General features: G+C 54.6%; 11 protein-coding genes and 1 pseudogene. 2 read left to right on the forward strand and 10 right to left on the reverse strand.

What is annotated here, in order from left to right; genetic code table 11:
* Nucleotides 1–60: 60 nt before the first annotated feature.
* Nucleotides 61–480 (reverse strand): thioredoxin TrxC, encoded by a 420-nt coding sequence (trxC, locus tag P9J57_RS05145; protein WP_013026875.1) that lies wholly within the window; start codon nt 478–480, stop codon nt 61–63.
* A 159-nt stretch (nt 481–639) separates the two neighbouring features.
* On the opposite strand from trxC, the gene P9J57_RS05150 reads away from it, so the two are divergent.
* Nucleotides 640–1,758, forward strand: coding sequence for a tRNA/rRNA methyltransferase (locus P9J57_RS05150; protein WP_426144399.1), 1,119 nt, complete (start codon nt 640–642; stop codon nt 1,756–1,758).
* 83 nt (nt 1,759–1,841) lie between these two features.
* On the opposite strand, the gene P9J57_RS05155 is transcribed toward P9J57_RS05150, so the two are convergent.
* Nucleotides 1,842–2,249, reverse strand: a complete 408-nt coding sequence (locus P9J57_RS05155; RefSeq protein ID WP_024471363.1) for a winged helix-turn-helix transcriptional regulator — start codon at nt 2,247–2,249, stop codon at nt 1,842–1,844.
* Nucleotides 2,250–2,361: 112 nt separating this feature from the next.
* Between P9J57_RS05155 and P9J57_RS05160 the strand changes: the two genes are divergently transcribed.
* Complete coding sequence (locus P9J57_RS05160; RefSeq protein ID WP_015699651.1) at nt 2,362–3,414, forward strand: NAD(P)-dependent alcohol dehydrogenase; 1,053 nt, start codon at nt 2,362–2,364, stop codon at nt 3,412–3,414.
* 51 nt (nt 3,415–3,465) lie between these two features.
* Here the strand turns inward: P9J57_RS05160 and emrB are convergent, their stop codons facing one another.
* The 8 genes and pseudogenes from emrB to nrdF form a co-directional block, all read right to left on the reverse strand.
* Entirely contained in the window at nt 3,466–5,001 is a 1,536-nt protein-coding gene (gene emrB / locus P9J57_RS05165) for a multidrug efflux MFS transporter permease subunit EmrB (protein WP_013026871.1), read from the reverse strand.
* Nucleotides 5,002–5,017: 16 nt separating this feature from the next.
* On the reverse strand, nt 5,018–6,190 hold the full coding sequence (emrA, locus tag P9J57_RS05170; protein WP_013026870.1) for a multidrug efflux MFS transporter periplasmic adaptor subunit EmrA: 1,173 nt from the start codon (nt 6,188–6,190) through the stop codon (nt 5,018–5,020).
* Nucleotides 6,191–6,338: 148 nt separating this feature from the next.
* Nucleotides 6,339–6,869, reverse strand: coding sequence for a transcriptional repressor MprA (gene mprA, locus P9J57_RS05175; RefSeq protein ID WP_014594402.1), 531 nt, complete (start codon nt 6,867–6,869; stop codon nt 6,339–6,341).
* 270 nt (nt 6,870–7,139) lie between these two features.
* Nucleotides 7,140–8,294 (reverse strand): MFS transporter, encoded by a 1,155-nt coding sequence (locus tag P9J57_RS05180; protein ID WP_483279408.1) that lies wholly within the window; start codon nt 8,292–8,294, stop codon nt 7,140–7,142.
* Nucleotides 8,295–8,485: 191 nt separating this feature from the next.
* On the reverse strand, nt 8,486–9,484 hold the full coding sequence (proX, locus tag P9J57_RS05185; RefSeq protein ID WP_426144401.1) for a glycine betaine/L-proline ABC transporter substrate-binding protein ProX: 999 nt from the start codon (nt 9,482–9,484) through the stop codon (nt 8,486–8,488).
* Nucleotides 9,485–9,543: 59 nt separating this feature from the next.
* Nucleotides 9,544–10,697 (reverse strand): annotated as a pseudogene (proW, locus tag P9J57_RS05190) (glycine betaine/L-proline ABC transporter permease ProW).
* Nucleotides 10,690–11,889: a glycine betaine/L-proline ABC transporter ATP-binding protein ProV gene (gene proV, locus P9J57_RS05195; RefSeq protein ID WP_019106308.1), complete on the reverse strand. Its 1,200-nt coding sequence runs from the start codon at nt 11,887–11,889 to the stop codon at nt 10,690–10,692. Before proV ends, proW begins: the two are co-directional and overlap by 8 nt.
* A 368-nt stretch (nt 11,890–12,257) precedes the next feature.
* Nucleotides 12,258–13,217 carry a class 1b ribonucleoside-diphosphate reductase subunit beta gene (gene nrdF, locus P9J57_RS05200; RefSeq protein WP_483279409.1) on the reverse strand — a complete coding sequence of 320 codons (960 nt, stop codon included), beginning with the start codon at nt 13,215–13,217 and terminating at the stop codon, nt 12,258–12,260.
* Between the last annotated feature and the right edge of the window lies 1 nt (nt 13,218).

The raw sequence follows: 13,218 nt of genomic DNA on the forward strand, positions 1-13,218 counted from the left end.
CGTAGTGTAATCGAAGCGTCGGACAAAGGGAAAAGGCCAGCACGGGCTGGCCTTTTGCGCTTACAGGGATTCGTCGAGCCACTCGTTGAAGGGCGCTTTCGGCATGGCACCGTTTAGCATGTCCACCATCTCACCTTTCTTAAAGACCATAATGGTGGGAATGCTGCGAATGCGGAAGCGACTGCTCAGCGCCGGCTCGGCCTCCGTATTCACTTTAATGAAGCGCACCTTGCCGCTGCGCTCCTGTGCGACGTCTTTAAACACCGGGGCAAAATTAACGCAGGGGCCGCACCATGGCGCCCAAAAGTCCACCACAACCGGCAGATCGTCCTGCAGATAGCTGTCCAGCGTGGCGGCGGTGGCGTTGATGACCTCGCCAGAAAACAGGCTTTCGCCGCAACGACCACATTTGGCACCATCGGCAAGCCGTTCTTCGGGAACGCGATTGGTTGCCTGACAAGACGTGCATACCGTATTCATATAAACCTCTGATAATGAACTAGAGCACTTTGCTCAATATTGTCCATTATGAAAGGGTGGTAAGATCGTCTCAATGTGGATTGCTCTATAGGTACAATAGTTGATAGCTAAGCGCAGTCACATCAGGTAATCTTCGCGCTCTCAATGCAGGAGGAAGAAATGAACGACGAATTTAAAGGCAAAAGTGGTAAGGTCAAAGTCATGTATGTGCGTGGCGAAGATGAGCAAAGCGCGCGCGCGCCGAATCCTCGTACAGGCAAAGGTGGCCGTCCTGCTGCTCGCCGTGAAGACAATCGTCGTTCATCCGGCCCGCGCACTGAGCGTAGTGAAGAAGGCGGACGCGGCACAGGCCGTCGCAGCGATAGCGCGCCACGCCGCAGTGACAGCGCACCGCGCCGCAACGATCGCGGCAGCGACAATCGTGATGCTTACGGCAGCAGTGATTCCCCATGGCGCACCGTCTCCCGCGCGGCGGTCGTGGAAGACAACAAACCGGAAAACCCAGGGATCAGCGGTAAAGGCGTGGTTGACGTTGAGCAGATTCGTCGCCAGCGTCTGGAAGAAACCCGCGTTTACGGTGAAAACGCCTGTCAGGCGCTGTTCCAGAGCCGTCCTGAATGCATCGTTCGCGCCTGGTTTGTGCAAAGCGTGACGCCACGTTTTCGCGATGCGCTGCGCTGGCTGGCGGCTAACCGCAAAGCCTACCACGTGGTCGATGACGCAGAGATCACCAAAGCTTCCGGTACTGAACACCACGGCGGCGTCTGCTTCCTGATCAAGAAACGCATGGGCATGGACGTAGCTGAATGGCTTAACAAGGCCGAAAGCAAAGACTGTGTACTGGCGCTTGAAGATGTCAGCAATCCCCATAACCTTGGCGCGATCATGCGCAGCTGCGCGCACTTTGGTGTGAAAGGTCTGCTGGTTAACGATGCCTCGCTGCTGGAATCCGGTGCAGCGGTTCGCACGGCGGAAGGCGGCGCTGAACACGTTCAGGCTATCAGCGGCGCAACCTTTAATGAAGGACTCGAAGCCTTCCGCAAAGCGGGTTACACCATCGTGACGACCTCGAGCCATCAGGGCACATCCCTGTCTGACGCGGTGCTACCGGCCAAAATGGTACTGGTGCTGGGTCAGGAGCGTGAAGGCTTGTCTGACAGCACGTTCCAGCAAGGCGATATGAGCCTGTCGATTGGCGGCACCGGCAACGTGGAAAGTCTGAACGTCTCCGTCGCTACCGGCGTTCTGCTGGCCGAATGGTGGCGTCAGAACGCCTGATGTCAGCTGATGTATGGCGCCGTGAAACGTGCCATACAGGTTCAGTGTTCCCGGCGGGGCGTGAAAGATGCTCCGCCAGCCTGTTACCCCGCCTTACCGTGCCCGACGTCGGACGTAGCCTGATCAACATGTTCGTCCATCTCATCAAGCGCCCGTTGATTATCCAGCCCCCATTGATACAGCTGCTCTACCGGTTCCGCGAAGGTCTGGCCCAGCGCCGTTAACGCATAGTCGACTTTGGGTGGGATCACGTCGTAAACATGGCGGGTGATCAATCCGCGCTGCTCCAGCTCCTTCAGCGTCTGAAACAACATCTTTTTTGATATCCCTTGCAAACTTCGCTGCAACTCGCCCGTGCGTGCGCGGCCTCCCGGCCAGTGATACAGCGCATGCAGCACCATCGGATTCCACTTGGCAGAAAAAAGATCCATGAGTCGGCGCGGCGGTGAATCCACATAAAAAACCAGTTTACCCTCAACCCAGGCAGGCATCGTCTTCTCCCTCCTTTATGGTCACCAAATGGTAACTACTATCAATAATGGTACTATTTAAGTAGAGTTTGCCGCCCTCCGTTATCAAAAGCCAGTCACTATGAGAGGCACCATGAAAATTAATGCACTGATCGCGCACGATGCGACCCAGCCCCTTACTGCCGGCCAGATCGCGCTGCGTCCGCTTCAACCGCAGGATGTCCGGATAGAAATCCTTTACTGTGGCGTTTGCCACTCAGATTTGCATATGGCACGCAACGAATGGGCGGTAAGCCATTATCCCTTGGTGCCAGGACACGAAATCGTTGGACGGGTGAGCGAAACCGGTAGCGCTGCCACCCGATTTACGCCGGGTGATATTGTTGGCGTGGGCGTGATGGTGGATTCCTGCCGCACCTGTCATTTCTGTCAGCAGCAGGAAGAACAATATTGTGAAGCCGGTTTCACTGCGACCTATAACGGTACGGATAAATACACCGGTGAATCTACCCGAGGCGGCTATGCTGAGCACGTGGTGGTCGATCAGGACTTCGTGGTTTCGGTGCCACAGCACCTGCCGTTGGCCGGTGTTGCGCCGTTGCTGTGCGCAGGCGTCACTGTCTGGTCACCGCTGCGCCATTTTAACGTGAAAACGGGCGATAAGGTTGGCGTGATTGGTCTGGGTGGGTTAGGCCACATGGCGGTGAAGCTGGCGAGTGCGCTGGGAGCTGAGGTGACGCTTTTCACCACGTCGGCTGACAAAGCCGCGGATGCCCGCCGTCTCGGTGCCCGTCATGTGGTGGTATCACGCGATGCTCAGGCTATGCAGGCCAGCCAGAACGCGCTGGATCTTATCGTTGACTGCGTGGCGGCCCCGCACGATCTTGACCCTTATCTGGCGACGCTCAAAACCAATGGCCGCCTGGTGCTGGTGGGCATTCCCGACAGTCCGCACGCTTCACCGAACGTGACGCCAATGGTGTTCCGTCGTTTAAGCATCAGCGGCTCGTCCATCGGCAGCATTAAAGAAACCCAGGAGATGCTGGATTTCTGCGGCGACAACAACATCACCGCAGACATTGAGATGATTCGTGGAGAGCAGGTCGAAGAAGCCTTTACGCGAATGCTAAAAGGTGACGTGAAATACCGGTTCGTGATGGATATGAAAGCGACGCGCTGGGCGTAAAAACGGGTTCTGGCGGGCGTGACTTCCACGCCAGAACCCCATCGTGTTCGTCTAGTGCGCGCCACCACCACCGCCACCGGCGGTAAAGGGCGGACGGGCAAACCAGATCAGCACCAACAGCACCAGAAAGACGCCCGCCGACGCCCAAAAAATCTCGTTGGCGGAAATGATCAATCCCTGATTGGTGATCTGCTGAGCGATGTACGCTGAGGCCTGCTGATGCGTCATGCCCATCCCCTCAAGCTGACTGTACATCTGCTGCGCATTAACGTTATAAGGCGTCACCGATTCGCTGAGATTACTGTGGTGCATTGCCTCACGATCCGTCCACATCGTGGTGGTGATCGACGTCCCTATCGAACCCGCCAGCGTACGCACAAAGTTCGATAAACTGGAGGCCGCCGCCATCCGGTCGGGTGTCAAACCCGACAGCGTAATTGTGGTAAGTGGCATAAAGAAGCAGGCGACCGCGAAGCCCTGAATAAACTGTGGCCAGGCCGACGCGCCAAAGTCCATGCCCGGTTCAAACGTGTAAGCGCGCCAGTAGAAACAAATGGCATACATGATGAAACTGAAGGTGACCAGTTTCCGCATATCAAGCTTATGGGAGAACCGACCAATGATGGGCGACAGGATAACCGGGATAATCCCGACCGGCGCTGAGGCCAGCCCTGCCCAGGTCGCGGTATAACCGTAGACCTCCTGCAGCAACTGCGGCAAGAGAACGATCGATCCAAAATAGAGCATGTAGGCCAGGCTAATGGATAAGCAGCCTATGGTGAAGTTGCGCGATTTAAACAGCGACAGATCGACTATCGGGTGATCGTCTGTCAGCTCCCAAATCAACAGCATCACCAGCGCCAGCACCGCGACAATCGTCAGCACAATAATTTCTGTTGAGCTAAACCAGTCCAGCTCTTTACCGCGATCCAGCATCACCTGCAACGAGCCAACCCCGACCACCAGCAGCACCAGGCCAACGGTATCAATGGGGCGGATCTGGGTAGCGGTTTCACGACCACGCAGGGTTTGCAGCGTGAGCATGATGACCACAACACCAATCGGCACGTTGATAAAGAAGATCCAGCCCCAGTGATAGTTATCACTGATCCAGCCGCCGAGAATGGGGCCACATATGGGGGCCACAATCACCGTCATCGCCCAGAGTGACAGGGCGATACTGCGTTTTGCGGGCGGATAATTATTCAGCAGCAGGCTTTGCGACAGCGGGATCAACGGACCTGCAACGATCCCCTGAATTATCCTGAAGAAAATCAGCATTTCCAGGCTTTCGGACATGCCGCAGGCCCAGGAAGCCAGCGCAAACAGGATGGTCGACCAGGTAAAGAGTTTGACTTCACCGATGCGTTTGGCCAGCCAACCCGTTATCGGAATCGAGATGGCGTTTGCCACCCCGAAAGACGTGATGACCCAGGTCCCCTGGGAGTTTGAGGCCCCCAGATTACCCGCAATGGTCGGTATAGCAACGTTCGCAATGGTGGAATCCAGAACCTGCATGAACGTCGCCAGGGAGAGCGCAATGGTCATTAAGACCAGCGGCATCCCTTTAAGCGGTGCTTGTGCCATTACAGCCTCCGGGTGATCATCCGGCGTTCGCGTGGACGATATCGGTAATCAGCTTATCAACCGGTGCAAGGTCAATGGCCAGGGCGTTGCTGCTGTAGGCAGCCTGCTGACGAACGCTGGTAGCCAGTGCGCTGCCGTCTTTATTATCGGTATCAATTTCTACCAATGTTGACAGCCCGATACGCAGAGGATGTTTAGCCACTTCGTCCTGATTCAACTCAATACGGACCGGCAGACGTTGAACCACTTTGATCCAGTTACCGGTGGCGTTTTGCGCCGGCAGCAAGGAGAACGCGCTTCCGGTTCCCATGTCCAGACCGACAACTTTACCGTGGTAAACCACATCGTCACCGTAGATGTCCGCCACAACGGTTGCCGGTTGGCCGATACGCACGCCAGCCAGTTGGGTCTCTTTGAAGTTGGCGTCTACCCACAAGTCGGTTGCAGGCACCACCGCCATCAGCGGCGTACTGGTATTGATTTGCGAGCCAACCTGCACGCTGCGGCGCGAGACATAGCCATCCATTGGGCTGCGAATGTCAGTACGTTGCAGTGCCAGCCAGGCATCACGCAGCTGTGCCGCACTCTGCTTCACGGCAGGCTGGTTTTCCAGAGAGGTATTCAGGATCATCGCCTGGTTCGCGTTATACTGCTGAACCGCCACATCCAGCTCCGCTTTCGCTGAAGCCACGGCATCGCGTGCATGTTGCAGCTCTTCACGCCCAATCAGGTTAGAGGCGCCCAGCGGCTCGCGGCGTTTCAGGTCGGCCTGCGCCTGATCTAACGCGGTCTGACGCAGCGCAATGGTGGCCTGATACTGTTTCGCGTTGATCATCTCCTGATGTACCTGGCGCACGCTGGTCGCCAGCCCGGTCTGGGCTTTTTCAAACGCCTGCTGTGCGTCGGTTTTATCCAGCGATACCAGCACATCCCCTTTTTTGACAAAATCGGTATCATCAAACCAGACTTTATTGACGCTGCCTGAAACCTGGGCCATCACCTGCACCTGGTTACCGGCAACGTAAGCATCGTCCGTTTCCTGATAGTGGCGTAGCACCAGGTACCAGTAAACGCCCCACGCAATGCCAAGCAGTACGACGACCAGCGCCAGTAATAGCAGCGCGCCTTTGCGCTTTTTCTTCTTGTTATTTACTGGCTGATGCGGGCTTTGCGCCTCTGATGCACTCATTTATTTCTCCACGTTTTCCACTTAATCGGCGGGTTAAACTCCGTTTTCACCATCGCCCGAGCCAAAAAAGCCAGCGACTAAGCGCTGGCCGGATAAAAGAGGGTTAAAATAACGATTTCGTCAGGTGATTGTGTCGCAGATCTTGCTATTACCGCGACAGGGAAGCAGTTAGTTTATCTTCTTCCATCTTATCCAGACGGGTAAGCAGCTTGCGGGTGATGTTTTCCAACTGTGACTTCTCATCACCGGTCAGTGAAGACCACAGGTATTGCAGGCTCTGATGTTGAGGCGGCAGCACCTGCTGCAGAAATGCATTGCCTTTGTCGGTCAGATGCAGATGCAGACAACGGCGATCCTGCGCGCTTTCACGACGTTCAATCCAGCCCCGTTTTTCCAGCTCATCGGCAATGCGCGTGGCATTAGTCCGTGAGGAACCCAGGGCGGTGCTCAGCTCAGAAGGCTGAATGCTCTGGTCTTCCTGCGCATCCAGCGTCAGTAACGCCATAAACAGGGTTTCATTAATACCCTGTTCTTTAAGCATTTTGTTGCGATTGTCCAGCAATTTACCCTGCATATGCATGCAAAGGCGCGTCAGGAGAATTTCCTGGAAGGGGAAATCCGTGTGACGATTGGCACGGATATTTAACATTTGCTCAATGGGCGTAAACGAACTTTCCATTAGAAAAAACCTCACTAATTTCAACTTTTATAATCACCACGGTGGCAGCGTCATTGCTGAGTATTCTGGCCTTAACAGGTCATCCTCAGGCTGTCGCACTGTGGTAGTTCAAGATCTGTCCTTGACCCCAGGGTAAAGGTTTTGCGCATCGATTTCATACGCGTTGGTCGTACAGTGAAACGGTACGACATCAAATGATTGCAAAAGAAAAAATAACTGGCGTGAATAACTTTGGGCCAACGATAGCAAACTCACACTCCGCTGAACAGGCTAAATCACACTATTCTGGCTATTCCTTTGTTCCAGGCGATGATTCCGCCACCAGATCAGTAAATTCAGGCAAGTCAGTGTCGCACCGGCCGCGCAGACGCCATACCAGCCCGCGAAATGGTAGGCATTGGCCGACAGCAATGAGCCTAGCGCACCGCCAATAAAGTAGCTGGTCATATAACCGGCATTCAGTCGGTTTCGTGCCTCAGGCTGGCGTGCGTATATCACGCTTTGATTGGTGATGTGCACGGCCTGAACCGCCAGATCCAGCACTAAGATGCCGACAATCAGCGCCACAAGCTGCTGCGCGCCCCAGGCAATGGCCGCCCAGGACAGCAACATTAGCAGCAAGCCTGCGCTGGTAGTGAGTTTGGCATGACCTCTGTCCGCCAGCGAGCCAGCTTTCCTGGCTGCCAGTGCCCCGGCGGCGCCGACCAGTCCCAGTAACCCGATTTCTCCTTCCGAGAAACCGTAAGGCGTGGCAGAGAGCAGAAATGCCATTGATGTCCACAGGATGCTGAAATTCGCAAAGGTAAGACAGCCGGTAACGGAACGGGTGCGCAGTACAGGATCGGCGGCATACAGCCGAAATAGGGAAATCAGCAATTGCGGATAATTCAATGAAACAGAAGGTGTGATGCGCGGCAGCGTGCGCCATAGCGCAATCGCCATCAGCAGCATAAATACTCTGGCGACCCAGTATACGGTTTGCCAGCCACCTAACTGCGCCAGCCCGCCCGCAACGGTTCGCGCCAGCAGGATGCCCAGCAGCAAGCCGCTCATGACCGTGCCGGTAACTTTGCCCCGCTTTTCCGGCTCTGCCAGCGTCGCGGCCAGCGGCACCAGAATCTGGGCCGCCACCGAAAAGAGTCCGGTGATCACCGTGCCTAACAGCAGAAAGGGAAATGAGGAAGAGAGAGCAATGATCACCATGCCCGCCGCCGCCAGCACCATCATGCCCACTATCAGGCCGCGCCGTTCCAGCATATCGCCAAGCGGGACCAGCAACAGCAGCCCACAGGCATAGCCAAGCTGTGCGCTGGTCACAATGAACCCCGCGAGCGCCACCGACAGGTTAAAGTGTTGGGCAATGGTATGAAGCAGTGGCTGAATATAATAATTGCTGGCAACACAGAGGCCAGTGGCAACGGACATCAGTGCCACCAGTGCAGACGTTAAACCCAGGGCGAGATGTTGTCATAGGGAGGCAGAGGTAAATATTAATAAAGTGGCGTTAATAATAACCTAAAAAATTATTTGAGAGCTATGTTTATGTCATGCGCCTGTTAATCAGTCATAACGGAAAAGGGCAGACAGGTGTCCGCCCTTCGTCTGCCTGCCGAGCCTTACTGAGTCGCGGCGCGCGCGTCGTTAATCCACTTATCAAACTGGGCCTGATGGCTCTTGATCCAACCGTCTACGTGGCGATTGATATCCTCTTCAGAATTTTGCCCTGTGTGCATGGCGGCATTTTCCGCATTGATATCACCAATCGGCAGTGTCATCTCAGCAAACAGTTTCGCGGCGGCGGGATTTTTTTCCGCCCAGGCTTTGTTGGCCACTATGTGCATCGTGTTGACCGGGAAGCCATAGTTCGCGCCGTTAGCCAGTTTGGTATCCACGCCTTTCTGTTCGCCCGGCAATGAAGAGAATGGCACCTGCAGCCAGACCACGTCGCGGCCCGGTTTAAGCACATCACTCAGCCAGTAAGGCGTCCAGGTGTAGTAAAGGACAGGTTTTCCCTGTTTAAAGCGCGCCAGAGTATCCGCGATCATCGCCGAATAGTTGCCCATGTTGGCGGTGACGGTGTTGCTCAGGCCATAAGCTGTGTTTTGGTGGTTAATGACCGCCTCGCAGCCCCAGCCAGGCGTACAGCCGGTCATATCCGCTTTGCCATCGCCATTGCTGTCGAAAAGCCTGGCAATCTTGGGATCTTTCAACTGGGCGATATTGGTGATGTGATACTTTTCAGCCGTTTTTTTGTCGATGAGATAGCCCTGAGCCGCGCCGGAAACATAGGTTCCCTCGCGATAAAATGCCTGGCTCCCGCCTGCGGCTTTATACATATCGTCATGCAGTGGCCGCCAGTTGGTTGCCAGGAAGGTCGCATCACCCGAGGCGATGGTGGTATAGGCGACGTTGTAATCCACTTCGCTCGGTTTCTCAACGGTATAGCCCAGCATCTCCAGGCCCCGGCTCACGAGCAGCGTCTGAAAAGTCTCTTCGGCAATCGTACTTTGTACCGGTTTCACCGTGATGCCTTTACCCGGCAGATCGGCCGCGAAAGCGTGAGAAGCAGAGAAAGTGGCCAGAATGGCAACGGCAGCAGGGAGCGTCTTGCGCATGATTATTCCTCGTTTTTATTGTCGCGATAACGGCGGCAGTTGACTGCCGCGCTCAAGATTCAGGATTGACGGAAAGGACGTGTCAGCAGGCCAATAGGGCCGGTGTGATACCAGTGGCGACGGCCACGGCTGCGTTTGTCACGCGCCACCGACTGCGTCAGGCGGTCAAGGATAATGGCCAGAATCACGATGCCGACGCCGCCCACGGAGGCCAGGCCCATGTCCAGACGACCAATGCCGCGCAGCACCATCTGGCCCAGTCCACCCACGGCAATCATGGAGGCAATCACCACCATCGACAGGGCGAGCATCAGCGTCTGATTCACACCCGCCATGATGGTGGGCATGGCCAGCGGCAGCTGAACCTTAAACAGCAGCTGGCGCGGACTGGCGCCAAAGGACTCACTGGCTTCGATCAGGTCGGCAGGAACCTGTTTAATTCCCAGGATGGTCAGCCTGACAATGGGCGGCAGGGCAAAAATGATGGTGACGACGACGCCCGGGACATTCCCGATACCAAACAGCATGACAATCGGCACCAGGTAAACGAAGGCCGGTGTGGTCTGCATGGCGTCCAGCAGCGGACGCACAATACGTGCCGCACGTTCACTGCGCGCCAGCCAGATCCCCCATAGGCAGGCCCAATGATGATGCAAAACAGCAGGGCGGTGAGCACCAGCGCCAGCGTAATCATCGCCTGAGACCAGGCACCAATCGCGCCGATAGCGATCAGCGAAATCAGTGTGGCAATGCCCATTGCCGGGCTGGCGATTTGCCAGGCGATTAACGCAAACAGCGCGATAGCCACCGGCGCGGGCATGCCCAGCAGCAGCTGTTGAAACGCGCTGAGGATATAATCCACCGGTACGCGAATGCTTTGAAAGACCGGACGGAAATGATTCACGACCCAGTCGATCCCTTCGGTGACCCAGTGATCCAGCGGAATCCAGGTTTTATGGAACGGATCCATAATAGTGAAATGGTCCGCCTGGGGTGCAGGCGCGTTGTTCAACCAGTCTGTGCTGCTGCTGGAGCTTGTCGCGGCACTGCCATCTGGCGTGCCCCACGCATCTGCACCGCCGGTGGCGGCATGATGGCCGCTGTCGGCGGCACTGCTCTGATCTGCGGCACCCGACCAGTGATCGCTACTTTGGCTGCTCTGGGTATCCGTCGGTGCCGGGTTATCCCATGGGGTTGCTGTGTCTTTACTCATTGCTGGCTCCTTCACGATCTAAAGCACGTAGCAGCGTGCTTTTCGATATCACACCGACGTATTGATTTTCTTCTCCCACCACCGGAACGGCACAGGGAGCCTGCGCCACGTGTGAGAGCAGTTCGTTTAACGAGGTCGTGGCAGGAACCGCCGCTGGCGCGTCGAGCAGGGCGCTTTCCAGCCCTTGCCCTGCCGCCAGGGCCGCCTTGAGAGAGTCGGTTGACACTACGCCGATGAATTTCTGTTTCTCCAGCACGTAGCCGTAATCACGATCTTCTTCCTGCAGCAGTTGTATGGCCGAGCGCGGGCCTAATCCGGTCGCTTTGCGAATGAGCGCGCCAGCATTTCGGCGTGCAATATCGTTAGCGCTAAAGACGTGACTGATATCGACGCCGCGGAAGAACGTGCGGACATAATCATTGGCGGGATTATTCAGGATTTCATCGGGTGAGCCGACCTGAATGACTTCACCATTTTGCATAATGGCAATACGATCGCCAATGCGCATGGCTTCGTCCAGGTCGTGTGAAATAAACACGATAGTGCGCTGATGTCTGGCCTGTAATTTCACCAGCTCATCCTGCATTTCGGTACGAATTAAGGGATCGAGTGCAGAAAAGGCTTCATCCATTAATAAAATATCGGGATTAATGGCTAAAGCGCGTGCCAGACCTACACGCTGACGCATGCCGCCTGATAGCTCATCAGGATAGGCGTGGGCGTAATTTTCCAGCCCAACCTGACGTAATGCCTCAAGGGCTTTTTCCTGACGTTCTGCTAAGGGGATGCCGGCTAATTCCATGCCAAAAGCGGCATTATTTACAACGTCAAGATGCGGCATTAAGGCGAATGACTGAAATACCATGCTGATCTTATTTCGGCGAACCTCACGCAGTTCGCTGTCCGATATTTTTGCAATATCGACACCGTCAATAATCACCTGGCCGCGCGTCGGCTCTATCAGACGATTGAGAAGGCGAACCATGGTGGATTTCCCTGAACCGGATAACCCCATGATGACGAAGATCTCGCCTTCTTCAATGGCCAGACTGGCATTTTTGACACCGAGCGATAAGCCTGTTTTTTCGAGGATTTCCTCTTTACCACAGCCCTTATCAATATATTTAAATGCCCTCTGTGGATTATCACCAAATACCTTATAAAGATTTTTTACTTCTAATTTTATTGTCATCCGTAATTAATGCCCTGATTAAATTATTTTAATGTGAAATGACGTACCCTGGTTCAATTTAAGCAGGCTATAACCTGACATACTCAGATTATCTGTCAACCCTGGTGTAAAATATTCATGGCTGGAAATCACGCCTTATCGCGATAATTTCCAGTCATCACAAGGGATGCGGGGAGATGAATTTTTTATGATTTATTTTGAAAAACGACAGTAATTAGACCGTGCAGTGCTGAGATATTGGCAGAATGACGAGCGGAAGGGAGGGAATGAATAAGAAATAATGACGCTGATTTAAGGGAAATAACAGCTTATTAATCAGCGCCAGTAATCATGACCGCCTGTGACCTGTTATGACGGCACAGACAACCTTAGAAACTCCAGTCTTCGTCTTCCGTTTCGACCGCTTTGCCCATTACGTATGAGGAGCCCGAACCCGAAAAGAAGTCGTGATTTTCATCCGCGTTTGGGGATAACGCCGACAGAATTGCCGGGTTAACCTGAGTTAATTCTGCCGGGAACAGCGCTTCATAGCCAAGATTCATCAAGGCCTTGTTGGCGTTGTAGTGTAGGAAGGTTTTCACTTCTTCCGCCCAGCCGACATCGCCATAGAGCGCTTCTGTATAAACAACCTCGTTTTCATACAGCGCCAGCAGCAGATCGATGGCGAACTGCTGCAATGCTTCGCGGCGGCTTTCATCAACCTGCTCAAGGGCTTTTTGGTACTTGTAGCCAATATAGTAGCCGTGAACGGCCTCATCGCGGATGATGAGCCGAATCAGATCGGCGGTATTGGTCAGTTTGCCACGGCTTGACCAGTACATCGGCAGCCAGAATCCAGAATAGAACAGGAACGACTCCAGAAAGACGCTGGCGATTTTTTTCTTTAACGGATCGTCAGCGCGGTAATGAGTAAGAATGATCTCGGCTTTATTTTGCAGCGCCTGATTCTCTTCGCTCCACTGATAAGCGGCATCCACATCGCTGGTATGACACAACGTCGAAAAAATCGAGCTGTATGAGCGGGCATGTACCGCCTCCATAAAGCTGATATTCGACAAGACGGCCTCCTCATGCGGCGTCAGCGCATCGGGCATTAAGCCCGGCGCACCCAGCACGTTCTGGATGGTGTCCAGCAGCGTCAGGCCGGTGAATACGCGGATGGTCAACTGCTGATGCTGTTTATCCAGCGTCTGCCAGGCCGGCAGATCGTTGGACAAGGGGACTTTTTCCGGCAGCCAGAAGTTGCTGGTCAGACGGTTCCAGACTTCAAGATCTTTCTCATCCTGAATACGGTTCCAGTTAATGGCATGAATTTGTCTGAGTTGCATA

The sequence above is a fragment of the Pantoea sp. nfd-35 genome, assembly GCF_056892255.1.

Coding starts and splice junctions, on each gene's coding strand:
- trxC (WP_013026875.1), bottom strand. CDS start 480: ATGAATACGGTATGCACGTCTTGTCAGGCAACCAATCGCGTTCCCGAA.
- P9J57_RS05150 (WP_426144399.1), top strand. CDS start 640: ATGAACGACGAATTTAAAGGCAAAAGTGGTAAGGTCAAAGTCATGTAT.
- P9J57_RS05155 (WP_024471363.1), bottom strand. CDS start 2,249: ATGCCTGCCTGGGTTGAGGGTAAACTGGTTTTTTATGTGGATTCACCG.
- P9J57_RS05160 (WP_015699651.1), top strand. CDS start 2,362: ATGAAAATTAATGCACTGATCGCGCACGATGCGACCCAGCCCCTTACT.
- emrB (WP_013026871.1), bottom strand. CDS start 5,001: ATGGCACAAGCACCGCTTAAAGGGATGCCGCTGGTCTTAATGACCATT.
- emrA (WP_013026870.1), bottom strand. CDS start 6,190: ATGAGTGCATCAGAGGCGCAAAGCCCGCATCAGCCAGTAAATAACAAG.
- mprA (WP_014594402.1), bottom strand. CDS start 6,869: ATGGAAAGTTCGTTTACGCCCATTGAGCAAATGTTAAATATCCGTGCC.
- P9J57_RS05180 (WP_483279408.1), bottom strand. CDS start 8,294: ATGTCCGTTGCCACTGGCCTCTGTGTTGCCAGCAATTATTATATTCAG.
- proX (WP_426144401.1), bottom strand. CDS start 9,484: ATGCGCAAGACGCTCCCTGCTGCCGTTGCCATTCTGGCCACTTTCTCT.
- proV (WP_019106308.1), bottom strand. CDS start 11,889: ATGACAATAAAATTAGAAGTAAAAAATCTTTATAAGGTATTTGGTGAT.
- nrdF (WP_483279409.1), bottom strand. CDS start 13,217: ATGCAACTCAGACAAATTCATGCCATTAACTGGAACCGTATTCAGGAT.